The sequence below is a fragment of the Kosakonia sp. 1610 genome (assembly GCF_050435845.1).
In the GTDB taxonomy this organism is placed as follows: Bacteria; Pseudomonadota; Gammaproteobacteria; order Enterobacterales; family Enterobacteriaceae; genus Kosakonia; species Kosakonia cowanii.
In genome coordinates, this window is sequence record NZ_JBNDKZ010000001.1 from 819,153 (window position 1) to 845,667 (window position 26,515).

General features: G+C 54.9%; 27 protein-coding genes, 1 pseudogene and 1 riboswitch. Of the genes and pseudogenes, 17 read left to right on the forward strand and 11 right to left on the reverse strand.

All coding sequences use genetic code 11. From position 1 onward, the window contains the following. Positions 1-3: 3 nt before the first annotated feature. The 3 genes from prc to kdgR all read left to right on the forward strand — a co-directional run bounded on the left by prc (position 4) and on the right by kdgR (position 4,189). On the forward strand, positions 4-2,052 hold the full coding sequence (gene prc / locus ABIC80_RS03945) for a carboxy terminal-processing peptidase (protein WP_094419639.1): 2,049 nt from the start codon (positions 4-6) through the stop codon (positions 2,050-2,052). Positions 2,053-2,247: 195 nt separating this feature from the next. Continuing rightward, positions 2,248-3,129, forward strand: coding sequence for a protease HtpX (htpX, locus tag ABIC80_RS03950; protein WP_094419640.1), 882 nt, complete (start codon positions 2,248-2,250; stop codon positions 3,127-3,129). 268 nt (positions 3,130-3,397) lie between these two features. Further along, positions 3,398-4,189, forward strand: a complete 792-nt coding sequence (kdgR, locus tag ABIC80_RS03955) for a DNA-binding transcriptional regulator KdgR (RefSeq protein ID WP_042715774.1) — start codon at positions 3,398-3,400, stop codon at positions 4,187-4,189. Positions 4,190-4,237: 48 nt separating this feature from the next. Here kdgR and ABIC80_RS03960 read toward each other — a convergent pair whose 3' ends face one another. Then, the gene (locus ABIC80_RS03960) at positions 4,238-4,477 is read right to left on the reverse strand and encodes a YobH family protein (protein WP_346438530.1); all 240 of its coding nucleotides are present in this window, start codon (positions 4,475-4,477) and stop codon (positions 4,238-4,240) included. A 162-nt stretch (positions 4,478-4,639) separates the two neighbouring features. Here ABIC80_RS03960 and mgrB point away from each other — a divergent pair, with 162 nt between their 5' ends. The 6 genes and pseudogenes from mgrB (at position 4,640) to rlmA (ending at position 7,989) form a co-directional block, all read left to right on the forward strand. After that, positions 4,640-4,783, forward strand: a complete 144-nt coding sequence (gene mgrB / locus ABIC80_RS03965; protein WP_023480134.1) for a PhoP/PhoQ regulator MgrB — start codon at positions 4,640-4,642, stop codon at positions 4,781-4,783. A 74-nt stretch (positions 4,784-4,857) separates the two neighbouring features. Further along, positions 4,858-5,148, forward strand: coding sequence for a YebO family protein (locus tag ABIC80_RS03970; RefSeq protein WP_312605806.1), 291 nt, complete (start codon positions 4,858-4,860; stop codon positions 5,146-5,148). Between the two features lie 18 nt (positions 5,149-5,166). After that, positions 5,167-6,156, forward strand: coding sequence for an MBL fold metallo-hydrolase (locus tag ABIC80_RS03975; protein WP_429175576.1), 990 nt, complete (start codon positions 5,167-5,169; stop codon positions 6,154-6,156). A 512-nt stretch (positions 6,157-6,668) separates the two neighbouring features. Next, positions 6,669-6,809 (forward strand): annotated as a pseudogene (locus ABIC80_RS03980) (DUF2627 domain-containing protein). 12 nt (positions 6,810-6,821) lie between these two features. Next, a complete protein-coding gene (gene cspE / locus ABIC80_RS03985) occupies positions 6,822-7,031 on the forward strand; it encodes a transcription antiterminator/RNA stability regulator CspE (protein ID WP_001062678.1) in 210 nt (69 codons plus the stop codon). Positions 7,032-7,173: 142 nt separating this feature from the next. Further along, positions 7,174-7,989: a 23S rRNA (guanine(745)-N(1))-methyltransferase gene (gene rlmA, locus ABIC80_RS03990; RefSeq protein ID WP_346438533.1), complete on the forward strand. Its 816-nt coding sequence runs from the start codon at positions 7,174-7,176 to the stop codon at positions 7,987-7,989. On the opposite strand, the gene mntP is transcribed toward rlmA, so the two are convergent. The 5 genes from mntP to manX all read right to left on the reverse strand — a co-directional run bounded on the left by mntP (position 7,986) and on the right by manX (position 12,150). After that, positions 7,986-8,552 carry a manganese efflux pump MntP gene (mntP, locus tag ABIC80_RS03995; RefSeq protein WP_157737629.1) on the reverse strand — a complete coding sequence of 189 codons (567 nt, stop codon included), beginning with the start codon at positions 8,550-8,552 and terminating at the stop codon, positions 7,986-7,988. The genes rlmA and mntP overlap by 4 nt on opposite strands. A gap of 6 nt (positions 8,553-8,558) precedes the next feature. Further along, a riboswitch (yybP-ykoY riboswitch) is annotated at positions 8,559-8,733 on the reverse strand. 196 nt (positions 8,734-8,929) lie between these two features. Next, positions 8,930-9,388: a DUF986 family protein gene (locus ABIC80_RS04000; protein ID WP_200133739.1), complete on the reverse strand. Its 459-nt coding sequence runs from the start codon at positions 9,386-9,388 to the stop codon at positions 8,930-8,932. 59 nt (positions 9,389-9,447) lie between these two features. Beyond that, positions 9,448-10,299 (reverse strand): PTS mannose transporter subunit IID, encoded by an 852-nt coding sequence (locus tag ABIC80_RS04005; RefSeq protein WP_023480044.1) that lies wholly within the window; start codon positions 10,297-10,299, stop codon positions 9,448-9,450. 12 nt (positions 10,300-10,311) lie between these two features. Then, positions 10,312-11,112 (reverse strand): PTS mannose/fructose/sorbose transporter subunit IIC, encoded by an 801-nt coding sequence (locus ABIC80_RS04010; RefSeq protein WP_054803641.1) that lies wholly within the window; start codon positions 11,110-11,112, stop codon positions 10,312-10,314. 63 nt (positions 11,113-11,175) lie between these two features. After that, the gene (gene manX / locus ABIC80_RS04015) at positions 11,176-12,150 is read right to left on the reverse strand and encodes a PTS mannose transporter subunit IIAB (protein WP_054803642.1); all 975 of its coding nucleotides are present in this window, start codon (positions 12,148-12,150) and stop codon (positions 11,176-11,178) included. Positions 12,151-12,459: 309 nt separating this feature from the next. Between manX and ABIC80_RS04020 the strand changes: the two genes are divergently transcribed. Both ABIC80_RS04020 and yoaE read left to right on the forward strand, forming a co-directional pair. Beyond that, complete coding sequence (locus tag ABIC80_RS04020; RefSeq protein WP_373456983.1) at positions 12,460-12,606, forward strand: protein YoaL; 147 nt, start codon at positions 12,460-12,462, stop codon at positions 12,604-12,606. Then, a complete protein-coding gene (gene yoaE, locus ABIC80_RS04025) occupies positions 12,594-14,153 on the forward strand; it encodes a CNNM family cation transport protein YoaE (protein ID WP_429175577.1) in 1,560 nt (519 codons plus the stop codon). Before ABIC80_RS04020 ends, yoaE begins: the two co-directional genes overlap by 13 nt. Here yoaE and ABIC80_RS04030 read toward each other — a convergent pair. The 4 genes from ABIC80_RS04030 to pabB all read right to left on the reverse strand — a co-directional run bounded on the left by ABIC80_RS04030 (position 14,135) and on the right by pabB (position 19,386). Then, on the reverse strand, positions 14,135-15,748 hold the full coding sequence (locus tag ABIC80_RS04030) for an EAL domain-containing protein (RefSeq protein WP_429175580.1): 1,614 nt from the start codon (positions 15,746-15,748) through the stop codon (positions 14,135-14,137). The genes yoaE and ABIC80_RS04030 overlap by 19 nt on opposite strands. A gap of 166 nt (positions 15,749-15,914) precedes the next feature. Then, on the reverse strand, positions 15,915-17,279 hold the full coding sequence (gene sdaA / locus ABIC80_RS04035; RefSeq protein ID WP_094419648.1) for an L-serine ammonia-lyase: 1,365 nt from the start codon (positions 17,277-17,279) through the stop codon (positions 15,915-15,917). A gap of 175 nt (positions 17,280-17,454) precedes the next feature. Continuing rightward, a complete protein-coding gene (locus tag ABIC80_RS04040; protein WP_429175583.1) occupies positions 17,455-18,033 on the reverse strand; it encodes a CoA pyrophosphatase in 579 nt (192 codons plus the stop codon). Positions 18,034-18,036: 3 nt separating this feature from the next. After that, positions 18,037-19,386, reverse strand: a complete 1,350-nt coding sequence (gene pabB, locus ABIC80_RS04045) for an aminodeoxychorismate synthase component 1 (protein ID WP_429175586.1) — start codon at positions 19,384-19,386, stop codon at positions 18,037-18,039. Positions 19,387-19,470: 84 nt separating this feature from the next. On the opposite strand from pabB, the gene ABIC80_RS04050 reads away from it, so the two are divergent. Further along, on the forward strand, positions 19,471-19,659 hold the full coding sequence (locus ABIC80_RS04050; RefSeq protein ID WP_023480153.1) for a YoaH family protein: 189 nt from the start codon (positions 19,471-19,473) through the stop codon (positions 19,657-19,659). On the opposite strand, the gene ABIC80_RS04055 is transcribed toward ABIC80_RS04050, so the two are convergent. Beyond that, complete coding sequence (locus ABIC80_RS04055) at positions 19,660-20,004, reverse strand: RidA family protein (protein WP_023480033.1); 345 nt, start codon at positions 20,002-20,004, stop codon at positions 19,660-19,662. Between the two features lie 112 nt (positions 20,005-20,116). On the opposite strand from ABIC80_RS04055, the gene ABIC80_RS04060 reads away from it, so the two are divergent. From ABIC80_RS04060 to rnd, 5 genes are all read left to right on the forward strand, one after another. Beyond that, positions 20,117-22,027 (forward strand): ATP-dependent DNA helicase, encoded by a 1,911-nt coding sequence (locus ABIC80_RS04060; protein ID WP_429175589.1) that lies wholly within the window; start codon positions 20,117-20,119, stop codon positions 22,025-22,027. Between the two features lie 58 nt (positions 22,028-22,085). After that, positions 22,086-22,781: a tRNA (adenosine(37)-N6)-threonylcarbamoyltransferase complex dimerization subunit type 1 TsaB gene (tsaB, locus tag ABIC80_RS04065; protein ID WP_429175592.1), complete on the forward strand. Its 696-nt coding sequence runs from the start codon at positions 22,086-22,088 to the stop codon at positions 22,779-22,781. 36 nt (positions 22,782-22,817) lie between these two features. Further along, entirely contained in the window at positions 22,818-23,405 is a 588-nt protein-coding gene (locus ABIC80_RS04070) for a Slp family lipoprotein (RefSeq protein WP_023480101.1), read from the forward strand. A gap of 205 nt (positions 23,406-23,610) precedes the next feature. After that, positions 23,611-25,296, forward strand: a complete 1,686-nt coding sequence (gene fadD, locus ABIC80_RS04075; protein WP_200133744.1) for a long-chain-fatty-acid--CoA ligase FadD — start codon at positions 23,611-23,613, stop codon at positions 25,294-25,296. A 72-nt stretch (positions 25,297-25,368) separates the two neighbouring features. Further along, positions 25,369-26,496, forward strand: coding sequence for a ribonuclease D (gene rnd / locus ABIC80_RS04080; protein ID WP_429175594.1), 1,128 nt, complete (start codon positions 25,369-25,371; stop codon positions 26,494-26,496). Positions 26,497-26,515 lie beyond the last annotated feature (19 nt).

Below are 26,515 nucleotides of genomic sequence, written 5' to 3' on the forward strand. Positions count from 1 at the left end.
GGCATGAACACTTTGTTTAAGCGCACAGCGTTGGCAGGCCTGTTATTCGTAACAGGCCACGCCCTGGCTGTGGAAGATATTACCCGGGCCGATCAAATCCCGGTGTTAAAAGAAGAGACGCAGCACGCGACTGTGAGCGAGCGCGTCACTTCGCGTTTTACTCGCTCCCACTATCGCCAGTTCGATCTGGACAACGCCTTTTCTGCGAAGATTTTCACCCGCTATCTTAATCTGCTTGATTACAGCCACAATGTCCTGCTTGCCAGCGACGTTGAGCAGTTCTCGCAGAAGAAAAACGAGATTGGCGACGAACTGCGCAGCGGCAAGCTGGACGTCTTTTACGACCTCTACAATAAAGCGCAACAGCGCCGTTTCGAGCGCTATCAGTACGCGCTTAAAGTGCTGGAGCGGCCGATGGACTTCACCGGTAACGACTCCTTTAACCTCGATCGCAGCAAAGCACCGTGGCCAAAAGATGAGGCCGAGCTGAATGCGCTGTGGGACAGCAAGGTTAAATATGACGAACTGAGCCTCAAGCTCACCGGTAAAGATGAGAAAGAGATCCGCGAGACGCTCTCTCGTCGCTATAAGTTCGCCATTCGCCGTCTGGCACAAACCAACAGCGAAGATGTCTTCTCGCTGGCGATGACCGCCTTTGCGCGTGAAATCGATCCGCACACCAACTACCTTTCGCCGCGCAATACCGAGCAGTTCAACACCGAAATGAGCCTCTCGCTTGAGGGGATCGGTGCTGTGCTGCAGGGTGATGATGACTATACGGTGATCAACTCGATGGTTGCCGGTGGTCCGGCGGCGAAGAGTAAAGCGATTAGCGTTGGCGATCGCATCGTTGGCGTTGGTCAGACCGGGCAGAATATGGTCGATGTTATTGGCTGGCGTCTTGATGATGTTGTTGCGCTGATTAAAGGGCCGAAAGGCAGCAAAGTGCGCCTTGAGATTCTGCCTGCGGGCAAGGGGACCAAAACGCGCATTGTTACGCTGACGCGTGAGCGTATCCGTCTTGAAGATCGCGCAGTGAAAATGTCCGTTAAAACCGTCGGCAAAGAAAAAGTCGGCGTGCTGGATATTCCTGGCTTCTATGTCGGGCTGACCGATGACGTGAAAGTGCAGCTGCAAAAGCTGGAAAAACAGAACGTCAAGAGCGTCATTATCGATCTGCGCGCTAACGGTGGCGGGGCGCTGACGGAAGCGGTGTCGCTCTCCGGCCTCTTTATCCCGTCCGGCCCGGTGGTGCAGGTGCGCGATAACAACGGCAAAGTGCGTGAAGATAGTGATACCGATGGCGTGGTCTACTACAAAGGGCCGCTGGTGGTGCTGGTTGACCGCTTTAGCGCCTCGGCATCGGAGATTTTCGCGGCAGCCATGCAGGATTACGGTCGTGCGCTGATTGTCGGCGAACCAACCTTCGGGAAGGGCACCGTGCAGCAGTACCGCTCCCTTAACCGTATCTACGATCAGATGCTGCGCCCGGAATGGCCAGCGCTGGGTTCGGTGCAGTACACCATCCAGAAATTCTATCGTGTGAACGGCGGTAGTACGCAGCGTAAAGGCGTAACGCCGGATATCATCATGCCGACCGGCACGCAGGTCACGGAAACCGGGGAAAAATTCGAGGATAACGCACTGCCGTGGGACAGCATCAATGCTGCCACCTTTGTGCGCGCCGGCGATTTGAAACCTTTCGGTCCTGAGTTGCTGAAAAAGCACGATGAGCGTATCGCGAAAGATCCTGAGTTCCAGTACATCAATAAGGACATCGCGCGTTTTGAAGCCCTGAAAGCAAAACGCGATATGGTGTCGCTGAACCTGGCGCAGCGTGAAAAAGAGAATGCGGAGGATGATGCTATTCGTCTCTCGCGCCTCAACGATCGCTTCAAGCGCGAAGGCAAGCCGCCGCTGAAGAAACTGGACGATCTGCCGAAGGATTATCAGGAGCCGGATCCCTATCTTGATGAGACGGTGCATATTGCTCTCGATCTCGCGCATCTTGAAAAAGATCAGCCCGCGGAATCAACCGCGTCTGCTAAGTAACTCCTCCCAACAGGCACAAGAAATTGTGCCTGTTTTTTTAACAACCTCCCGTCCTCGTAAGCATCCTGCTACAAAGTGTAAAGTTGTGTTTTTCTCGTGACTTACGCGGCATTGTTGCTTGAAAATAGCCCGCACGCCCATACGATGTGGATAACCGCATAGTGCGTTTTGTTAAATCGAGGTTAAAAGAAAATTATGATGCGAATCGCGCTCTTCCTGTTGACTAACCTGGCTGTCATGTTGGTGTTCGGCCTTGTGCTTAGCCTGACGGGCATTCAGTCGAGCAGCGTTCAGGGGTTAATGATTATGGCGCTGCTGTTTGGTTTTGGTGGCTCGTTCATTTCGCTGTTGATGTCGAAATGGATGGCGCTGAAATCTGTAGGCGGCGAAGTCATTGAGCAGCCGCGCAACGATATGGAGCGCTGGCTGATGGAGACCGTCGCGCAGCAGTCTCGCCAGGCAGGCATTGCGATGCCGCAGGTGGCGATTTATCACGCGCCGGATATTAACGCCTTCGCCACCGGTGCCCGCCGTGATGCTTCCCTGGTCGCTGTCAGTACCGGCTTGTTGCAAAACATGAGCCGCGATGAGGCCGAAGCGGTCATCGCCCATGAAATCAGCCATATTGCCAACGGTGACATGGTGACCATGACGCTGATTCAGGGCATTGTGAACACCTTCGTTATCTTTATCTCGCGCATTATTGCCCAGATTGCCGCTGGCTTCATGGGCGGAGACCGCGATGAGGGCGAAGAGAGCAACGGTAACCCGCTGGTCTACTTTGCCGTCGCGACGGTGCTCGAACTGGTATTTGGTATTCTGGCGAGCGTCATCACCATGTGGTTCTCCCGCTACCGTGAATTCCATGCCGATGCGGGTTCAGCCCGTCTGGTAGGACGCGAGAAGATGATCGCTGCGCTGCAAAGGCTGAAAACCAGCTATGAGCCGCAGGAAGCAAGCAGCATGATGGCGTTCTGCATTAACGGTAAGTCAAAGTCGTTGAGCGAACTCTTTATGACGCACCCGCCGCTGGATAAACGTATTGAAGCGTTGCGTTCAGGCGCCTACCTCAAATAACGACATGACAAATAATAAAAGCGCGTCCATTGACGCGCTTTTTTATTGTTCGTCATCAGCGCTCACCGACAGGAATGGTATGGGTTGTACGCAGTTAACCCAGCAGATTATCGCGTAATTATTTCTCCGAACGCGGCATCAGCGTCTTTCAGGCGTAATGTCGCAGATTTGTAACGAACCAGGCATTCGCGCATTGCGGCGGATAGTCGACGAATTTATAATAAAAAACTATTCTGATTTTTATAAAACACAGGCGATGAGGTAATTAATGGCAATCGCGGATTTGGACAAGCAGCCAGATTCTGTCTCTTCTGTACTGAAGGTCTTTGGCATTCTGCAGGCTTTGGGCGAAGAGCGTGAAATCGGCATTACCGAGCTTTCACAGCGCGTCATGATGTCAAAAAGCACCGTTTATCGCTTTTTGCAGACCATGAAATCGTTAGGCTACGTGGCACAGGAAGGGGAGTCAGAGAAATACTCCCTGACGCTGAAGTTATTCGAACTTGGCGCGCGTGCACTGCAAAACGTTGATTTAATCCGCAGCGCGGATATCCAGATGCGTGAACTCTCTCGCCTGACGAAAGAGACCATCCATCTGGGTGCTCTCGATGAAGACAGCATCGTTTATATTCACAAAATCGATTCGATGTATAACCTGCGCATGTATTCGCGTATCGGTCGTCGCAACCCGCTCTATAGCACCGCGATTGGTAAAGTGCTGCTGGCCTGGCGCGATCGCGATGAAGTGAAACAGATTCTGGAGGGCGTTGAATATAAGCGCAGCACCGATCGCACCATTACCAGCACCGAAGATCTGCTGCCGATGCTGGATATCGTTCGCCAGCAGGGCTACGGCGAAGATAACGAAGAGCAGGAAGAGGGGTTACGCTGCATCGGTGTGCCGGTGTTTGACCGTTTTGGCGTGGTTATCGCCGGTCTGAGTATCTCTTTCCCGACCCTGCGATTCTCCGAAGAGCGCTTGCACGAATACGTGGAAATGCTGCATCAGGCAGCGCGTAAAATTTCTGAACAGATGGGTTATAACGATTATCCGTTCTGATAATTGTCAAAAAAGCCGCCCCGTGGGGCGGCTTTTTCATGGCAAAAATCAACCGTTATCAATCACATTATCGCTTTTACGCATCAGCGGGCAGTTGGCAAGGCCAAAAAATCCGTTGTTCGAATGAACATATTGCGCCGTGCTGGTACCACGCGCGGTAACGTATTTGCACTGTAAACCAAGGCCTGCTGCATTCTCTTTACTGTTAATTAGCACGCCATAACCGCTCAGTAAGAGTCCAATCCACAGCAGCGCGACAACGATGACGCCTCGAATAAGTGTACGCATGTTTGCTCCTTGCACATCGATTAAGTCTGGCATTAAGGCTACGTCTTTTATTGATTGAAACAAGTCACGCATTCCTAAAAATCCCTAAAGGGGGTACAGTTACCCGCTGTTTAAGGAAGCCATGCTAGTGTGGTTACACCTTGAAATGTTTCGGAGAGTGGAGTGAGAAAATTTAGATGGCTGTTGCTGATTGCCGTGGTGGTGGTCTGCCTGCTGCTATGGACTCAAATGATCAATGTGATGTGCGATCAGGATGTACAATTTTTCAGCGGCATCTGTGTCATCAATAAATTCATCCCCTGGTAAGCGCATTTCTGCAGTGAAAGATTTCCTTCCTGAGTGCCAGTGGTAAAATGCCGCGTCTACTTTGAGGGTGTGAAATGAACGAAATCTTAAATTCTGGCGCGCTAAATTTTGCGTCTATGCTGGTTTCTGTGGTGGTTCTGGTTATTGGTCTGGTGCTGTGGTTCTTTATCAATCGTGCCAGTTCACGTACGAACGAGCAGATTGAACTGCTGGAAGCCCTGCTCGATCAGCAAAAACGGCAAAATGCGCTGCTGCGCCGTCTCTGTGAAGCGAATGAGCCGGAAAAAGCCGCTCTCCCCGAGGTCGAAAAAAATAAGACTAAGGGTGATGATGAGGAGTTTATTCGGCTGGTGGCTGAACGATAACCTGAAAGGAGGGGAGAGATGGCCTGGAAAAACCCCTGGTATGATCCCGCGCTCTCCCATCATACGCCCGACGGTTTTTGTAATCCGACGGCCGTGGCGCATCAACCCGGCGATGTAAAACGCTGGCGTCAGGAACGCAAAGCTGCCGGGCTTCCCCGGCCTCCGGCTACAGGGTATGACGCTTTTATTCAAGCCTGGTGGCAAAAAGCCGAGATTTCGCCGGGTGACGATGGCCTGTGGTGGCTTGGGCATGCCTCTGTGCTTCTGCGTATGCAGGGGAAATATCTGCTCACCGATCCTGTTTTTTCCCGACGCGCCTCCCCGCTGCGTTTCATCGGGCCTCAGCGGCGCACACCGCCTGCATTATCCCTTGACGATATTCCCGCCCTGGATGCCATTCTTATATCTCACAATCATTACGATCATCTGGACCGCTGGACAATCCGCGCACTGCTTCGCCGGTTTCCTGAGGTAAAGCTTTTTGTCCCTCTCGGATTGGGTGACACGCTTCGCCGCTTTGGCGCGCGTTTTGTCAATGAGCTGGACTGGTGGCAGCAAGCCTCGCTGGACGATTTACATTTAACCGCTGTTCCCGCTCAGCACTGGAGCATGCGCACACCGTGGGATCGCAACCGCTCATTATGGTGCGGCTGGGTTATTGAGTCGCGCGAACTGCGTTTCTGGTTTCCAGGTGATACTGGCTACAGCGTCGAGCTTCTGCAGATCCCGCAGCGTCTTGGAAAAATTGATGCGCTCGCGCTGCCCGTTGGTGCTTATGCACCGCGCTGGTTCATGTCGATAAACCATATGGATCCACAAAGTGCGGTGTCGCTGTGGCAGCAATTAGGCTCGCCGCTGGCTTTTCCCATCCACTGGGGCGTATTTGAACTGGCTGATGAATCACTGGATGAGCCGGTGCAGGAGTTACAGCGCGCTTTAAGCGAAACGGAACAGGAAAATGATAACTTCAGGATCCTGAAAATTGGTCAATATTTATCCCTGCGGTAATTTAAGCCGAGCGCCATAAAAAGTAAGCCGTATTAAAATTGTGCGCTTCAGATTTACGCGAAACGTTTTTATTGCCTTCAAATGATGCAGTGTCATCATAATTTCATTATTTTGGTGCACGCCTGTGCTTATTCGCTCAGTAATTATTCATAGTTAACCTGAGCAATAGTTTCGTCCCAGATCATTAATCATTTAAGAATCTTCCTAATCGAATAAACAGCATAACTATTCGCAGAAAGTTCTTAGTATATAAGCGAAACGCATGAGCGGTTCAGCCACCCTTAAGCTGCATGGAACTGCTTGATGAATCGAAAGAAATGGTCTAGGTTTATCGGGTAAACCTGCTGGTGCAGCGGCTGCTATAACGGTCATTGAAGTGAATAAATGAACAGTGGTTGTTTCGATACCCTTAGAATTTGTGCGGTGGATCGAGACATATCTAAAAATGGCTTGCCATAGTTTACGTATTATGTGATAACACGTTGTGGGTCAATCGAGGTACAGTTCTGTTTATGTGTGGCATTTTCAGTAAAGAAGTCCTGAGTAAAACGTTTCGTTGAATACAGCTTCTCTGCCGAACCTTATATTAGTGCCTCAAGCAGTAATGTCTCAGTTTTCTCAGTCAATGCCTGCGGGCGAAGTATATACATTAAGGAATTTTGCAAATGGCAAAGATTAAAGGTCAAGTTAAGTGGTTCAACGAGTCTAAAGGTTTTGGTTTCATTACTCCGGCTGACGGCAGCAAAGATGTATTCGTACATTTCTCTGCTATCCAGGGTAACGGCTTCAAAACTCTGGCTGAAGGCCAGAACGTTGAGTTTGAAATTCAGGACGGTCAGAAAGGCCCGGCTGCAGTTAACGTAACTGCTATCTGATTTCGACACCTCTGAGCTTGAGACGCGTTCCGCGTATCAATGTCAGTTATCAAGCCTCGCCATTGTGCGGGGCTTTTTATTTTCCCTGCCGCAACATTTGACGGTACACTTCGCCCTTTGAAAAAGTCGTCCCGGAGTGTTTATGCCATTCAGTTGCCCCCTTTGCCACGCACCGTTAAGCCGCCACGAGCGCGCATTTATCTGTCCGCAGCGGCATCAGTTCGATATCGCCAAAGAGGGTTACGTCAATTTATTGCCCGTTCAGCATAAACGCTCGCGCGATCCCGGTGATAACGCTGAAATGATGCAGGCACGTCGTGCTTTTCTCGACGCCGGACACTATCAGCCGCTGCGGGACACCATCTGCAGCCTGTTTGAAGAGACTCTGCCGGCAGAAGCGACGGCGCTGCTCGATATTGGCTGCGGGGAAGGGTACTACACTCAGGCATTTGCCGGGGTAGGCCGCGCGCGCGGCGCGCAAACCGTAGGTCTTGATGTCTCGAAAGCGGCGATTCGTGCAGCGGCAAAACGCTATCCGCAGGTGATGTTCTGCGTCGCCTCCAGCCACCGCTTGCCTTTTGACGATAACAGCATTGATGGTCTGGTGCGCATTTATGCGCCCTGTAAAGCGCAGGAGCTGGCCCGCGTGATGAAACCGCAGGGTGTCGTGATCACCGCAGCACCCGGTCCGCGCCATTTAATGGAGCTGAAGGGGCTTATTTATGATGAGGTGCAACTGCATGCGCCAAACAGCGGTGAAATTGACGGGTTTACGATGCTTTCCGAACAGTCACTCGCTTATGAGATGGAGCTGACCGGCGAAGAGGCGGTTGCGCTCCTGCAAATGACGCCATTTGCCTGGCGGGCAAAGCCGGAAGTGTGGCAACAGCTGGCAGCGACTAAAACATTCCGCTGCCAGACAGATTTCACTATTCATTGCTTACGCCGGGAAAGCTAGCCAGCAAAGTGGCTATAAAGGATCTGCACGCCGATACCAATGAGCACAACGCCGCCGAGGATCTCGGCGCGTTTGCCGAGTAGCGGGCCGATAAAACGGCCTACCATCATGCCTAAAGTTGACATGATGAGCGTGGCGCAGCCGATGGCCAGCGCGGTAGTGAGGATATTGACCTGCAGGAACGCGAGCCCGACGCCAACCGCCATCGCATCCAGGCTGGTAGCAATCGCGGTGGTAACCAGCAACCAGAATCCATGACGATGCGGCATCTCTGCTTCATCATCCGTATTGCCACGAAAACCCTCCAGCACCATTCTGCTGCCAAGAAACGCCAGCAGTACGAACGCTATCCAGTGATTCCACTCAAGCACAAATTGTGAGGCGAGCATGCCGAGACCCCAGCCCAGTAACGGGGTTAAGGTTTCAATTGCGCCGAAGATAAGGCCGGTACGCAGGGCGTCGGAAAATTTAGGATTGCGGAGCGTCGCACCTTTACCGATCGAGGCGGCGAAGGCATCCATCGACATACCGAAGGCGAGAAGCAGGGTGGCGGATAAGTTCATCTGTGCGTCCTGACCGGGAGTTCCATATAACACACCACTGCCCCCAGTAAACAGCAGTTGGTGTGTCAATGGTCTCGCCTGACTGAAAATGTTCAGTCCGTACGTGCCACGTTTTGCAACGAGTATGTTGACACGTACATTTCCGCAGGGCGGAAATCGGCTACTCCCCAACGACGGACGCACCTTACCATATTTTTAGAATATAAAACAACAGCAGAAGAATATTCATGGCGCTGCCTGTCGATAACGATTGTCATTTAGCTTGCGACGTGAAAATAACGTTAATAAACATAGGTAATTTCTTATGAGAAATATAGCAGAGGCTATATTAAAGCCTCTTTTTTGTGCAGGGTAAAATGAGGTGAGTATTGTGTAACTTATTGAGTTTTAACCATTACTCTGTAGATCTTTTCGAGGTCGTCTATATTTCGTACACGGATTAGTAAGCGCCGCTGCTCTAATTGCATTACCAGTACGCCATCCTCCGATAAATTCATCTCTTTAATACGGTTATATTCAATCCAGACATTAGCAAAGAAGAAACCCTGTGTTTTAAAGATGGCTTTCGGGGCGCGGATCCAAAAAAGGTAAATACCCAGCAGCGCCAGCGCAAATAATAACCACATGGTTAATGATGAACCACCGTTAACGCTGTTGTTATAAATCAGAATAACCAGCAGGCCGACAAAAATGGCGCCATCGGTACGGCTTCTGCGCAGCAGCGGAACGGTGAGCAACGTTTCGCCTTTGCGACGGGGCATCACCACCTCGTCATAGAGCGCAAAAGCCAGCAGGGCAGCGACAAACAGCAGCAGCACGCTATCCGTAATCGACATCTCATCTCCTTAAATAAAAAAACCGGGAGCAATTACGCCCCCGGTTATGACAACGTCGCTTAGAGGCCCAGCAGGCCGATAGCGTAGCCGACAATCCCAATTACGAAGAAGCCGACAATGATCCACAGTGGGTTCACTTTTTTACGCAGCAGCCACATACAGGCGAAGGTCAGCAGCAGTGGAACCAGACCCGGCATCAGCTGGTCGAGGATGGTCTGCACCGTGGTCACCGTGGTTTTCCCGGTCTGGTCGGTAATTTCCGATACCACCAGCGGAATATTCACGTGCGTCCATTTGTTGACCAGCGCCCCCATCACAAACAGGCCGAGAATTGACGCCCCCTCAGTCAGTTTCTGCAGGAAGCCGCCGCCCATATCTTTAACGATATCGATCCCTTTGCGATAGCCGTACGCAACGCCGTAATAACGGGTGGCAAGACGCACAATATTAAAGAGGAAGAAGAAGAGCAGCGGGCCGAGCAGGCTGCCGCTCATGGCGATCCCGGCACCCAGTGCCGCAAAGACTGGACGCACGGTACCCCAGAAGATCGGGTCGCCAACGCCTGCCAGCGGCCCCATCAGACCCACTTTGATACCGTTAATGGCACCATCGTCAATCTCTGCGCCGTTCGCGCGCTGCTCTTCCATTGCCAACGTCACGCCAAGCACCGGCGCGGCAACGTAAGGATGGGTGTTAAAGAACTCCAGGTGACGCTTAATCGCCTGGCGGCGGGCTTCGTTATTTTCCGGATAGAGGCGTTTAATCGCCGGTACCATCGAGAAGCAGAAGCCGAGTGCCTGCATACGTTCGAAGTTCCACGAGCCCTGGAAGAGGTTAGAACGCAGGAACACGCTGCGAATATCACTCTGGGTGAGCTTTTTCTCAGTCGGAGTTTTCGTCATATCAACCATGTCGTTCACCTGTTAATCCAGTTCGTTATCAAGATCGTTGGCACCAGCCGCTGGTGCAGCGCCGCCTGCAGTGCGGTTATATTTCGGGCTAAGCTGAATGTAGAGAATGGCCATAACGGCACCGATCACACCCAGCGAAACAAGGTTGAAGTTAGTAAATGCCGCGGTTACGAAGCCGAGGTAGAAGAACGGCATCAGATAGCCTGCGCGCATCATATTGATGACCATCGCATAACCGACCACCACGATCATGCCACCGGCGATATTCAGACCGCTGGTCACCACTTCCGGAATGGCGTTGAGCATGTTCTGCACTTCGCTGGTACCGACAGAGATAGCCACAATCACCGCCGGGATGGCGATACGCATCGCTTGCAGGAACAGGGAGGAGACGTGGATCCAGGACAGCGCGGTAAGGTTACCGTTATCTGCGGCTTTATCTGCCGCGTGCTGGAAACCAACGGTAATGGTACGCACAATAATGGTCAGTACCTGACCTGCTGCTGCCAGCGGGATCGCCAGCGCGATACCAGCACCGATGCTCTGGTGGCCGCCAATGACCAGAATGGTGGAAATAATCGACGCCAGCGCGGCATCCGGCGCGACTGCGGCACCGATGTTCATCCAGCCAAGCGCGATCATCTCAAGGGTACCGCCGATAATGATACCGGTTTTCATATCACCAAGAACGATACCGACTAACGTACATGCCACCAACGGACGGTGGAACTGGAACTCGTCAAGTATCGACTCCATACCGGCAATACATGCGACGACGAACACCAGCACAATCTGAAGAGTGGTAATCTCCATTGTACTTCTCCTATAGCTAAATCAGACGTAAGTGTGAAAACTGAGTCAATCAGGTCGTCGCGGTTACTTCGCCACTTTGCTGATTAAATCCATCATTTTCAGTTTCGGATCGTTTGAAACTTTACGGACTTCCAGCTCAATGCCGCGATCGTTGAGTTTGCGAAACGCCTCAATATCTTTCTCATCGACGGAAACAGCGTTGTTTACCTGGGTTTTGCCCTGACGATAGGCCATACCGCCAATATTGACCGAGGTAAGTTTTACGCCGCCCTCGACGATGCGCTCGACGTCGGTAGGGTTGGTGAAGAGCAGCATTACGCGTTCACCGGCATATTTCGGGTTGTTATAGACGCGGATCATTTTTGCGACGTCGACAACGTGAGCCGTTACCCCCGGTGGTGCGACCTGCGTCAGCAGCGTTTTACGCACGTTATCGGCGGCTACCTCATCACTGACGACAATAATCCGGGTGACGTTGGTCTCTTTGGTCCAGCGGGTGGCGACCTGGCCGTGGATTAAGCGGTCATCAATACGCGCCAGACCGATAACCATATAGTCGTTCGGCCCCATCGGTTTAGCAGGGGTAGCGGCTTTCGGTGCTGCCGTCTGTTGAACCGCAGCGGGAGCGGGTTTTTCCACCGGCTGCGCTTTCAGCGCCTTCACGCCTTCACGTCCGGTCTCGACGGCCAGCGCTACCAGCTCATCGAAGGTTGGGTTGTCATCACGTGCCATCAGGGTTTCAACCAGCATCGGGATATTCACGCCGGCGATGACTTCATAATGCTCTTTATCGACGACAATGCGGCTGGCGGCGTTAAACGGGCTGCCACCCCATGTATCAACGAGAAACAGCACGCCCTGATTAGTATCCAGTTTTGCCAGCTGCGCCTGATACTTTTCGATTAACGTCTCCGCGTTCTCGCCGGGAACAAAATCGATCCATCCGACATTCTCCTGCTCGCCGAGCAGCATCTCGGCGGTTTTAAGCAGTTGTTCTGCCGCCCAACCATGTGTGCCTATAACAATAGCAATAGTCACTTGCTACCTCCTTATTCTTGTCGTTAACATCCACGCGATGGATGTATTGTGAATCGGCACCAAAAAAGCGAATCGATTCAGAGATAAACTCAAAGAGAAGTTTAGGAACTTTCGCGAATTATTTTAGAGAGTGAAAAAATAATTTATGTGATGAAGATCCGTAATTTAGCTTTCATAAAAATGAAATTTTGTGGCGCAAAATATCCATACATTTTGCAAAGTCTGGTAAATCTTTGCCAGCTACCCAGGCTCTTTGCTATGTTTAACCTCCGTTTAAGTTACCAGGAGTAAAGGGCAGTAGCCCATCGTATGGATCGTCACCGACGTCAGTTCACTTTATGGCCGTCCCGCGCCACGCATTCCCCCCTTTCAAATAGAGTCAATGTCATCACGCCTGCGCATTTTCGCGCGCCGTATACTGTTTTCCTGAACAGGAGCCTGTCATGGAATTCTTAATGGATCCGCAGATTTGGATCGGTTTGTTGACGCTGGTTGTGCTGGAAATCGTGCTGGGTATTGATAACCTGGTCTTTATTGCCATTCTTGCCGATAAACTGCCGCCGAAGCAGCGCGATAAAGCACGGTTGATCGGTCTGTCACTGGCGCTGGTGATGCGGCTTGGCCTGCTGTCGCTGATCTCATGGATGGTGACGCTCACCCAGCCGCTCTTCTCGGTGTGGAACCTTACCTTCTCCGGCCGTGATTTAATCATGCTGTTCGGCGGTATTTTCTTACTGTTCAAGGCTACTACGGAGCTTCATGAACGGCTGGAAAACCGCGATCACGATGGCGGACACGGTAAAGGCTACGCCAGTTTTTGGGTGGTGGTGACGCAGATCGTGATTCTCGATGCGGTCTTCTCCCTCGATGCGGTGATTACTGCGGTCGGTATGGTTAATCACCTGCCGGTGATGATGGCGGCGGTGGTAATCGCGATGGCGGTAATGCTGCTGGCCTCGAAGCCGCTGACTAACTTTGTGAACCAGCATCCGACGGTCGTGGTGCTCTGTCTGAGCTTCCTGTTGATGATTGGTCTGAGCCTGGTCGCAGAGGGCTTTGGCTTCCATATTCCGAAAGGCTACCTCTACGCCGCGATTGGCTTCTCAATTATCATTGAGTTCTTTAACCAGGTTGCGCGCCGTAACTTTCTGCGTAACCAGTCGCGCCTGCCGCTGCGTGCGCGCACCGCGGATGCGATTGTGCGTCTGATGGGCGGTCGCCGTCAGAATACGACGCAAACTGAGACGGACAGCGATGCCTCAGTAACGGTGCCGGAAGGCGCGTTTGCGGAAGAGGAGCGCTATATGATCAACGGCGTCCTGACGCTGGCGTCCCGTTCGCTGCGCAGCATTATGACGCCGCGCGGTGATATCAGCTGGGTGGATGCCAATCTGAGCGTTGACGGGATCCGTCAGCAACTGCTCTCTTCCCCACACAGCCTCTTCCCGGTCTGTCGTGGCGAACTGGATGAAGTGATCGGTATTGTGCGCGCCAAAGAGCTGCTGGTGTCGCTGGAAGAGGGCGTCGATGTTGCCGCTATCGCATCTGAGTCGCCGGCAATTGTGGTGCCGGAAACCCTCGACCCGATCAAACTGCTGGCGGTATTACGCCGCGCGCGCGGCAGCTTCGTAATTGTCACCAATGAGTTTGGTGTGGTTCAGGGGCTGGTAACCCCGCTGGACGTGCTGGAGGCGATTGCCGGTGAATTCCCTGATGCGGATGAAACGCCGGAAATCATTGCCGACGGCGACGGCTGGCTGGTGAAAGGCATTACCGACCTGCATGCGCTGCAGCATACGCTGGATCTCGATAACTTCGTTAATGAAGAGGAAGATATCGCCACCGTTGCGGGCCTTGTCATTGCCGCGCGTGGGCAGATCCCGCCGGTAGGCGAAACCTTTGCCATTGCGCCGCTGCATATCACCGTGATGGAAGCAAACGACTACCGGGTCGATCTGGTGCGTATTGTTAAAGAGCAACCGGCTCACGACGAAGAGGAGTGATCCTCAATCGTCATCAGCGGAGCCAGCCGATCGTCATGCGCGGCTGGCGTCGCATTCCCGGCTAACCACGCCGGGAAATTCTCAATGGGCATCGGCTGTGCAAACAGATATCCCTGTAGTGACTGAACCCCCTCCTGACGCAAATATTGCGCCTGCTGCGGGGTTTCTACCCCCTCTGCCACCAGTTCAATATCCAGCCGCTGCGCAAGCGCGATAATAATGTCTGTCACCTTGGAGTTCACCGCATCGGTGCCGATCGCCGCAGTATAGGATTTGTCGATTTTCAGAATGTCCGGTTGCAGCTTCTCCAGCCAGCTCAGGGCGCTATTGCCGGTGCCGAAATCATCAATCGCAATCTTCACGCCGTTGTGATGCAGCTCGCGCATCATGCGCGAATCAACATCCTGCAGCGCATCGCGCTCGGTCAACTCAATGATCAACTGCTGAACCGGATGGTGAACAAACCACAACCGGTGCAGATCTTTCAGTAACTCGCCATCGCGCAGATGGCTGGGGGCGGCATTAATGCCGATATGAAAATGGGCGTCGGCTGGAAAGAGATGGCGGTGCGCCTCTACCTCAATCAGTACATACCGGGTCAGCGGGGCGATCAGATGCTGCGCCTCGGCGATAGGAATAAACACCTCCGGCGAAATCGCGCCCTGACGCGGATTGTGCCAGCGCAGCAGGATCTCCACGCCGACGCACTTCAGGCTCTGGGCATGCAGTACCGGCTGGCAGAAGAGCGCAAATTCGCGGCCGGTTAAGCCAAGGTTAATCTCGCGGGCGAAGCTCATACGGCTGGCGGTGGTAAACCAGGTAATCACGCTGGTTAATAGCGCAATCATCAGCGCCAGGGGCAGCTGTGAAGGCAGGTGTTGCAGCGCCAGCCGCGTTGCACCCGGGCCGCTCACGCTCACTGAAAGAGGGAAGAATTGCGAGGTACGCTGATAGCGCTTCTCATTTTCGGCCAGCGGTAAGCTTTCCAGCAGACCTTTTCCCTGTACCAGATGCCGCCCGGCAACAGAGAGTGCAACGCGGGTGATAAGCGGCGGCTGCGGCTCCAGCATTAAGCGGCTCAGCAGTTCAATATTGACCACTTCCATCACGCCGCTCTGACCGTCAGCGGCGGTGGGGAACCAGACGATCAGCACCGGGCGATCTTTCAGCAGGGATTGGTCCGTGGAGAGGACCAGCAGCGTGGTTTTCGCCGGCAGGCTCGGTTGCAACTGATGGACAGGAACATGACGATCGCCAAAGATGCTCGAGCAGTAGAGGATCCCATCGTGGACCAGCGTAATGGAGCGTACCGTCTGCAGGCTGGCGGCGATTTTGCGCAGTTGCAGATGCACCCCGTCACAGGATTTGCCGACAAGCGGCGAAACCATCTTACGGGTCGATTCCAGCGGCAGCAGCAGGCGATCAAAATTTACTACTGCATGATGGGTAAAAGAGGCGACGCGCTGCTGGTTGAGGTTGCGCTCGGAAACAAAGCGAAAGGCGAGGGTCAATATCAGCGCGACAATGCCCGCCAGCACGCAGACCGTCGCGCGCCGCTGTCGATAGCTTTTAATGATCCGCTGAGCCGTTTGCATGCGCCGATCGCCTGTAATATCCCTGGCCTGATTGCCATGCCAGCACAGTTGAAGTGTAGCGGGAAATTGCTCAGCTTATGCACAAACGGCGGGGAATATTCTTGATCTGTGGCGTAGCGGGTAAAAAAAAACGCCGTTCGGTTGAACGGCGCTGAGAGCGTTGAGTTTAGTCGCACTGCACTTTGATCGCCAGACCACCGCGCGAGGTTTCACGGTACTTGGCATTCATATCTTTTCCGGTCTCGTACATGGTTTCGATAACCTTGTCGAGAGAGACGCGCGGCGCGCTGGTGCGGCGCATCGCCATCCGCGCGGCGTTAATCGCCTTCACCGAGGCAATGGCGTTACGCTCAATGCAGGGAACCTGCACCTGGCCGGCGACCGGATCGCAGGTCAGACCGAGGTTGTGCTCCATACCAATCTCTGCGGCAACGCAAACCTGCTCCGGGCTTGCACCCAGCAGTTCAGCCAGACCTGCCGCCGCCATCGAGCAGGCAACGCCCACTTCGCCCTGGCAGCCCACTTCCGCACCGGAAATGGAGGCGTTCATTTTATAGAGCGCACCAATCGCCCCGGCAGCGAGGAAGTAGCGAATATAGATGTCCGGGCTGACGGACTCAATAAAGTGGTCGTAATAGGCCAGCACCGCCGGCACGATACCGCAGGCGCCGTTGGTCGGAGCCGTCACAACGCGACCGCCCGCCGCATTCTCTTCGTTAACCGCGAGGGCAAACATGTTGACCCAGTCCACAACGATCATCGGATCGTTGGAGAGCTTATCGCTGGAGACCAGCAGGCGGCGCAGGGCTGAAGCGCGACGCGGTACGCGCAGCGGACCCGGCAACACGCCTTCGGTGTTCATGCCGCGATCGATACAGGCGCGCATGGTCGTCCAGACGTTAGCAAAGTACTCTTCAATCTCTTTTTTCGAGTGCAGCGCCAGCTCGTTCTGCATCACCATCCCGGAGAGAGAAAGCCCGGTCTGCTTGCAGTACTCAAGCATCTGCGTCGCAGAGTTGAACGGGTAGGGCACAGCGACAGAGTCGAGCGTCTCTTTACCAAAATGCTCTTCATCAACGATAAAGCCGCCGCCGATGGAGTAGTAAGTTTTGCTGTAAACGGCTTCATCGCCGTTCAGGGCGGTAATGCGCATGCCGTTTTCGTGCAGCGACAGGTTATCGCTGTGAAAACGCATACCATCATTCTGCGGGAAGTCGACTTCATGGCGACCCTGCGCCAGCAGCAAGCGCCCACGGTTTTCCACATCGCGGATAAACCCCGGGATCGCATCAATATCGACAGTGGCCGGCTCGTTGCCCGCCAGACCCATAATAATGGCGATATCGGTATGGTGTCCTTTCCCGGTAAGGGAGAGTGAGCCGTAAACATCCACCACAACGCGGGTAGTGTTTTCCAGCAATCCTTTTTCGACCAGATCATCGACGAACTGCTTCCCGGCCTTCATCGGGCCAACAGTGTGGGAAGAGGAGGGACCAATTCCCACTTTGAACATGTCGAATAGACTAATCACATTTACACTCCTGACAGGGTTACTGGGTTTCCAGTAACGATGTAATAACTGCGCATAGTGTAAGAGGGAAGGGTGCCAGCAGGTTAACTATTCACATGAATTAAACTAATCGCTGGCCTCTATTAAACTAATAGCGAGTTCGCCGTCACAAAGTGCGCAAAACAGAGTATAGCGCTTATGGCCGCAGGCCGATTTGCAGCGCCAGCGAGCGGATGATCCCCGCCGTCATGCCCCAGACAAAATAATGCTCATACCAGGATAACCACACCCGGTGGGCATTACCGTGACGATGCACATCCAGCGGGTGATAACGCCCAAGCCGCAACGCCTCGGCAAGCGGCATTTCAAACACCGCCGCTACTTCATCTTCACTGGCACGCCAGGGGAGATCTGGCGGAATAATGCCGACCACCGGCGTAACCTGAAAGCCGGTCACACTATCCACCGGCGGCAGGACGCCAATCACCTCAACCGATTCCGGCGGGATAGCCACCTCTTCCTGCGCTTCACGCAGCGCGGCGGCGATAAGCGAGGCGTCGGTACTGTCGACCGCGCCGCCGGGAAAGGCGACCTGGCCGGCATGTTTACGCAGCATGGCTGAGCGCTGCGTCAGCAGCAGGCCCGGCTCTTTACGCCGTACAATCGGCACCAGCACCGCCGCCTGGCGCGCATTCAGGGTGGCGGCACTAAGCTGCGGGCGCATCAGCTGAAAGCGTGATAAAAAGTTATCCAGAGTTAACACCGGTTGCTCCACGAATTACCTCTCAAGTTGCCGCAGGATACGATTAACTTTATCAAAGGTTTCCTGATATTCCGCATCCTCATCGCTGTCGGCGACAATCCCGCCGCCCGCCGAGCAGTAAAGCTGACCGTCACAGGCGGTGACGGTACGGATGGTGATGCTGGTATCCATATTGCCGCAGAGGCTGAGGTAGCCGATGCTGCCGCACCAGGCATTGCGGCGGTGTGGCTCCAGCTCATCGATGATCGCCATCGCCCGCACTTTCGGCGCACCGGTAATTGAACCGCCGGGAAACGCCGCGCGCAGCAGATCGCTTGCGTGTCGTCCGGGCGGCAGCTTCGCCGTCACGGTGCTCACCAGGTGATGCACCGCCGGGAAGGGTTCCACCACAAACAGCTCCGGCACCTGCACCGAACCCGGCACCGCCACGCGACCAATATCGTTGCGCATCAGATCAACAATCATCACATTCTCGGCACGATCTTTCGGCGAGGCGGCAAGACGGGCGGCCTGCTCAACATCCGCTTGCGGATCCGCAAGACGCGGCAGGGTGCCTTTAATCGGGCGGGTCTCAATCTCATCGCCGGTCAGGCGAATAAATCGCTCCGGCGACAGGCTGAGGATCGCCCCTTGCGGCAGGCGCAGGAAGGCGCTGAACGGCGCGCGGTTTTCCTGGTTAAGGCGCACAAACGCCTGCCACTCATCGCCGCTATAGTGCGCCTGAAAACGTTGCGCGAGGTTAACCTGATAGCAGTCGCCGCTGTGCAGCCACGCCTGCACCTGGCGGAACTTCTCGCCATACTCCGCTCGGCTCATATTGGCCTGCCAGGCAGAGGTTAAGCGAAACTCAGCCTGTGGCGGTGCGCTCTGGGCCTCAAGCCAGGCCAGGCGCGCATTGACATCCCCGTGGCTCAACAACGTTACGCGCTGCAGTTTGTGGTCAACAATCAGCGCCCAGTCATAGAGGCCAACCGCCATATCCGCGACGGCAATATCCTGCGCGGCCAGTGAGGGCAGTTTTTCAAAACGGCGGCCTAAATCATAACCAAACAGGCCCAGCGCGCCGCCCTGGAAAGGGAGGTCATTCGTGGGTTCAGCATGCAGACCGCACGTATCCAGCGCCTGCTGTAAGAGTTCAAGCGGATCGCCTTGCGACGCGCGTCCATCCTGATAAGTGATATCGCCCTGCGTTGTCAGTGTGGTGAGCGGATCGGCGACTAAAATATCAAAACGGTTATGGGGATGATCGGCATGCCCCGAATGGAGCAGCATCGCCCACGGCTGCGCGCTGAGCGGTGCGAAATAGAATTCCGCAGCGTCGCGGCGCCACGGGAGCGAGAGTTGGGCAGGCGTTAACTGTTTCATGATTCCTGGCTCTTGAGCGTCTTCGCTGGCGTAGTGCACAGACGCGTGGAATAATTAGCGCCGATAATTTATCAGGAGTTGACCATGTTTGCAGGATTACCCGCCCTCAGTCACGAACAGCAGCAGAAAGCAGTCGAACGTATTCAGGAGCTTATGGCAGGCGGCATGAGCAGCGGCGAGGCCATTACCCTGGTGGCACAAGAGCTGCGCGCCAGCCATACCGGCGAGCGGATTGTGGCGCGCTTTGAAGATGAGGAAGACGAGGAGGAGTAGTTAGACCGCCGCGATAATCTTGATCTCAACTTTATAACGCGGATTCATCAGCTTCGCCTGCACGGTGCAGCGCACCGGTGCATGGCCCGCCACGACCCACGCATCCCAGGCCTTATTCATCGCTGCAAAATCATCGCTATCGGCAAGAAAAATAGTGGCGTCGAGGATCCGTGACTTATCGCTGCCCTGTTTTTCGAGCACCGCGTCAATCTGCGCCAGCGTGTTAGCCGTCTGCTCAAACGCGTCGGCATCGAGGTTTTCCGGCACGCCAGTGTAATAAAGCGTCTGGTTATGGATCACCACATCAGACCAGCGGGCTTCCGCGTCAATACGCACAATTGTCATCACCTTTTCCTTCCTGGTTACATAGATTCGCCGGGAAGAGTGCCACAAAAACCTGGCTGGCGTAAATCCGCTCACCCTGACATAATCACTGGCGATTTAACCAGGGGGTAGTGTGACGGACGATTTTGCAACAGACGGCCAGCTTGCCAAAGCGATACCGGGATTTAAACCGCGCGAACCGCAGCGCCAGATGGCTTACGCCGTGACCGAAGCGATTGAAAAAAAGCAGCCGCTGGTGGTTGAGGCGGGAACCGGAACCGGTAAAACCTACGCCTACCTCGCGCCCGCATTGCGCGCCGGGAAGAAAGTGATCATCTCCACCGGTTCGAAAGCCCTGCAGGATCAGCTCTACAGCCGCGATCTGCCCACCGTCTCAAAAGCGCTGGAGTACACCGGGCGCACGGCGCTGCTCAAAGGCCGTTCAAACTACCTCTGTATCGAGCGTCTCGAACAGCAAGCGATTGCCGGTGGCGATCTGCCGGTGCAGACGCTGAGCGATGTCATTCTGCTGCGCTCCTGGTCTAACCAGACCAAAGATGGCGATATCAGCACCTGCGTCAGCGTGGCTGAAGATTCCGCCGCCTGGCCGCTGGTCACCAGCACCAACGATAACTGTCTGGGCAGCGACTGCCCGATGTACAAAGAGTGCTTCGTGGTGAAGGCGCGTAAAAAAGCGATGGAAGCCGACGTTGTCGTCGTCAACCACCACCTTTTTCTCGCCGACATGGTGGTGAAAGAGAGCGGTTTTGGTGAGCTAATCCCGGAGGCCGAGGTGATGATCTTCGATGAAGCGCACCAGTTGCCCGATATCGCCAGCCAATATTTTGGCCAGTCGCTCTCCAGCCGCCAGCTGCTCGATCTGGCCAAAGATTTCACCATCGCCTACCGCACCGATTTACGCGATACCGCGCAGTTGCAGAAGTGCGCCGACCGGCTGGCGCAAAGCGCGCAGGACTTCCGCCTGCAACTCGGCGAGCCGGGCTATCGCGGGAACCTGCGCGAACTGCTGGCCGATGCGCGGATACAGCGTGCGCTGCTGCTGCTCGATGACGCCCTTGAGCTCTGTTACGACGTGGCGAAACTCTCCCTCGGGCGCTCGGCGGTGCTGGATGCTGCCTTTGAGCGCGCCACGGTCTACCGCGCCCGTCTCAAGCGGCTGAAAGAGTTCAACCAGCCCGGCTTCAGTTACTGGTATGAGTGCACTTCGCGCAACTTTACGCTGGCGCTGACGCCCCTGACCGTTGCCGATAAATTCCAGGAAGTGATGAAAGAGAAGAAGGGGAGCTGGATCTTTACCTCCGCGACTCTTTCGGTTAACGACGATCTGCATCACTTCACCGCGCGGTTAGGCATCGACGAAGCCGAGTCGCTGCTGCTGCCGAGCCCCTTCGATTACCCGCGCCAGGCGCTGCTCTGCGTGCCGCGCAATCTGCCACAGACTAATCAGCCAGGCTCTGCGCGCCAGCTGGCAGCGATGTTAAGGCCGATGATTGAGGCCAACAACGGTCGCTGCTTTATGCTCTGCACCTCCCACGCCATGATGCGCGATCTTGCAGAACAGTTCCGTGCCACACTTAGCCTGCCGGTGCTGTTGCAGGGTGAAACCAGTAAAGGGCAGTTGCTGCAACAGTTTGTTGACGCCGGTAACGCACTGCTGGTTGCCACCAGCAGCTTCTGGGAGGGCGTCGATGTGCGCGGCGATACGCTTTCGCTGGTAATCATCGATAAGCTGCCGTTTACCTCGCCAGACGATCCGCTGCTGAAAGCGCGAATGGAAGATTGCCGTCTGCGCGGTGGCGATCCCTTTGATGAAGTGCAGCTCCCGGATGCGGTGATTACGCTGAAGCAGGGCGTCGGTCGCCTGATCCGTGATATTGACGATCGCGGCGTGCTGGTGATTTGCGATAACCGTCTGGTGATGCGGCCCTACGGCGCGGTGTTTCTCGCCAGCTTGCCGCCGGCACCGCGCACGCGTGATATCCGCCGCGCAGTGGAGTTTCTTGCCGGGCCCGCAGCGGAGTAATTTTCCGCGAAGTGTGGTAAGATGCGCGCCATTTTGTTGAATCTGGACTGCTATACCCATGCGAATTCTGGCTATTGATACCGCCACAGAAGCCTGTTCTGTCGCCCTGTGGAATGACGGTACGACCTTCGCTCACTTCGAACTTTGCCCTCGTGAACATACACAACGCATTCTGCTGCTGGTCAGAGCTGCCCTTGCCGACGCCGAGGTCAAGCTTACCGATCTCGACGCGCTGGCCTTTGGCCGCGGGCCCGGCAGCTTTACCGGCGTGCGTATCGGTATTGGTATCGCCCAGGGACTGGCCCTCGGCGCAGAGCTGCCGATGATTGGCGTCTCGACGCTGGCGACGATGGCGCAGGGTGCCTGGCGCAAAACCGGTGCTACCCGTGTGCTGGCCGCCATTGATGCGCGCATGGGCGAAGTCTACTGGGCTGAGTATCAGCGCGATGCCGACGGCGTCTGGCACGGTGAAGAGACCGAAGCGGTGCTGAAGCCTGAGGCGGTAAGCGATCGTTTGCAGCAGCTTGATGGCAACTGGGCGATGGTTGGCACCGGCTGGGGCGCATGGCCTGAATTAGCAGCGAATAGTCCTCTTACGCTGACCGACGGCGAGATGTTGCTGCCCACGGCGGAAGATATGTTGCCCATCGCCCGCCAGCTTTTTGCCGCGCAAAAATGGGTTGCCGTTGAACAGGCGGAACCGGTTTATTTGCGTAACGAAGTGGCGTGGAAGAAACTTCCTGGCCGGGAATGAATCTCAGTAGTACTAACTGAGTTAAGGGGTCGCATGATGGCGGGTCAAAAAGGGTTTATGCAGCTGTTACTGGCAGGGCTGGTAACGGTAGCGTTGAGTGGGTGCGTGACGGTGCCCGATGCGATCAAGGGCACCAGCCCGACACCGCAGCAAGATTTAGTGCGGGTGATGAATGCGCCAACGCTCTATGTCGGTCAGGAGGGGCGTTTCGGCGGGAAAGTGATCAATGTGATCAATCAGCAGGGCAAAACCCGGCTGGAGATCGCCTCCGTCCCGCTGGATGAAGGCGCGCGCCCGGTGCTGGGCGAGCCCTCTGTGGGGCGCATCTATGCCGACATCAACGGCTTTGTTGATCCGGTCGATTTCCGTAACCAGTTGGTCACCGTGGTTGGGCCGATTACTGGCACCGAAGCGGGTAAAGTTGGCAGCGCCTCCTACACCTATATGGTGATGCAGGTTAACGGCTACAAACGCTGGCGCTTGCAGCAGCAAATCATGATGCCGCCGCAGCCGCTCGACCCGTGGTTCTCCGGCCCGGGAGCCTATCCCTGGCGCACAGGTTACGGTCCATGGGGCTGGTATCCGCCTGAACCCGCTCGTGTACAAACGGTCGTAACAGAATAATTTCTTGTTTTGACAGGAAAAATAAACAGCGGCCCGGCCGCTGTTTTTGTTTCTTGTATTAGATGACAAAAATAATTAGTGACGCGCTTCGCAACCTTCCGTCCGGTTAATTTTCAAACTGGTACGCTGAGTTAATATAATGTTAATTTCTTGTTTATTAACTGGGGCTGCGATGACAACAAACACTCATTTTAGAGGTGATGCATTGAAAAAGGTTTGGTTAAATCGTTATCCCGCCGATGTGCCTGCGGAGATCAACCCTGACCGTTATCAATCCCTGGTTGAATTATTTGAACACTCAGCAGCCCGTTATGCCGACCAGCCGGCGTTTATCAACATGGGCGAGGTGATGACCTTCCGTAAACTGGAGGAGCGCAGCCGGGCATTTGCCGCCTACCTTCAGGAGGGGCTTGGCCTGCAAAAGGGCGATCGCGTGGCGCTGATGATGCCGAACCTGCTGCAATACCCCGTTGCGCTGTTCGGGATTTTGCGTGCCGGGATGATTGTGGTAAACGTTAACCCGCTCTACACACCCCGCGAGCTTGAGCATCAGCTTAATGACAGCGGCGCGGCGGCAATTGTGATTGTCTCCAACTTTGCCCACACGCTTGAAAAGATTGTCGACAAAACCCAGGTGCGCCACGTCATTCTGACCCGCATGGGCGATCAGCTCTCGACGGCAAAAGGGACGGTGGTCAACTTTGTCGTTAAATATATCAAACGGCTGGTGCCGAAATATCATCTGCCGGACGCGATCTCGTTTCGCCGCGCGCTGCAAAACGGCTACCGCATGCAGTATGTCAAACCGGAACTGGTATGCGAGGATCTGGCGTTTCTGCAATACACCGGTGGCACTACCGGCGTGGCAAAAGGGGCGATGCTGACCCACCGCAATATGCTGGCAAACCTCGAACAGGTAAACGCGACTTACGGGCCGCTGCTGCATCGTGGTAAAGAGCTTGTGGTCACCGCGCTGCCGCTCTATCACATCTTTGCCTTGACCATGAACTGCCTGCTGTTTATCGAGCTGGGCGGGCAGAACCTGCTGATCACCAACCCGCGCGATATTCCGGGCTTAGTGAAAGAGCTGGGCAAATACCCTTTCACCGCTATGACCGGCGTGAACACGCTGTTTAACGCGCTGCTCAATAATGACGAGTTCAGAAAGCTCGATTTCTCCTCACTGCACCTCTCCGCCGGTGGCGGGATGCCGGTGCAGCAGGCGGTGGCGGATCGTTGGGTCAAACTGACCGGGCAGTATCTGCTGGAAGGGTATGGCCTGACAGAATGCTCGCCGCTGGTGAGCGTCAACCCGCACGATATTGACTACCACAGCGGCAGCATTGGCTTGCCGGTGCCGTCGACCGAAGCCAAGCTGGTGGATGACGACAATAACGAGGTCGCCCCGGGCGAACCGGGCGAGCTCTGCATCAAAGGGCCACAGGTGATGCTTGGCTACTGGCAGCGTCCCGATTCAACGGATGAGATCCTGCGTGATGGCTGGCTGCATACCGGCGATATTGCGGTGATGGATGACGAGGGCTTCCTGCGTATTGTCGATCGCAAAAAAGATATGATTCTGGTCTCCGGTTTCAACGTCTATCCGAACGAGATCGAAGATGTGGTGATGCAGCACCCTGGTGTGCTTGAAGTAGCTGCCGTTGGCGTGCCGTCCGCGAACAGCGGCGAAGCGGTGAAGCTGTTTGTAGTGAAAAAAGAGGCTTCCGTGACGGAAGAGGCGCTGATCGCCTTCTGCCGCCGACAGCTTACCGGCTACAAGGTGCCGAAGCAGGTTGAGTTCCGCACGGAGCTGCCGAAATCGAACGTCGGAAAGATTTTGCGACGAGAATTACGTGACGAAGCGCGTGCCAAAGTGGACAATAACGCCTGAGCTATCCGTTAGCCTCCCGAACGCCGGTTAAAGCCGGCGTTTTTTATGGGCGCAAACTGAAGAGAAAATGATTTGAATTACCAGATGATAACGACGAACGATGCGCTGGCAGCCATATGTGAAGCTGCCAGTGCGTTTCCAGCCATTGCCCTCGATACGGAATTTGTCCGCACCCGCACTTACTACCCGCAACTGGGTCTGCTGCAGATGTATGACGGCGAGCGTGTCACGCTTATCGATCCGCTGACCATTACCGACTGGACGCCGTTTCGCGACCTGCTCACCAATACGGCAATCACCAAATATCTGCACGCGGGAAGCGAAGATCTGGAAGTGTTCCTCAATACGTTTGGTGTACAGCCACAGCCGATGATTGATACGCAGATCCTCGCGGCATTCTGCGGCCGTCCGATGTCATGGGGCTTTGCCTCGATGGTGGAGGAGTTTACCGGGACGGTGATTGATAAAAGCGAATCCCGCACCGACTGGCTGGCGCGTCCGCTGACCGAACGTCAGTGTGACTATGCAGCGGCAGATGTCTGGTATCTGCTGCCTATCGCCGGGAACCTGCTGGCAGAAACCGAGCAGGCGGGGAGGCTGGCTGCCGCGCTTGATGAGTGTCGCTTAATGATGCAGCGCCGCCAGGAAGTGCTGGCACCGGACGAGGCATGGCGTGAAATCACTAACGCCTGGCAGCTGCGCCCGCGCCAGCTGGCCTGTTTACAGTTACTGGCATCGTGGCGTCTGCGCAAGGCGCGCGAGCGTGACATGGCGGTGAATTTTGTGGTGCGTGAAGAGCATCTCTGGGCCGTGGCGCGCTATATGCCGGGCAGCCTCGGCGAGCTGGATAGCCTTGGTCTCTCCGGCAGCGAAATCCGTTTTCACGGTAAAACCCTTGCGGCGCTGGTTGCGCAGGCGCAGGAGTTGCCGGAAGAGGCGCTGCCTGAACCGCTGCGTAATCTGATGGATATGCCCGGCTATCGCAAAGCGTTTAAAGCGATTAAAGCGCAGGTGCAGACCATCAGCGAAAGCGAAAATATTAGCGTTGAGCTGCTGGCTTCGCGTCGGCAGATTAATCAGTTATTAAACTGGCACTGGAAATTAAAGACGCAAAATAGCCTGCCGGAATTAATCAGCGGCTGGCGCGGTGAATTGATGGCCGATCGTCTGAACGCGTTATTAGCAGAGTATCCGCAATAAGACTGTAAATAATTACAGT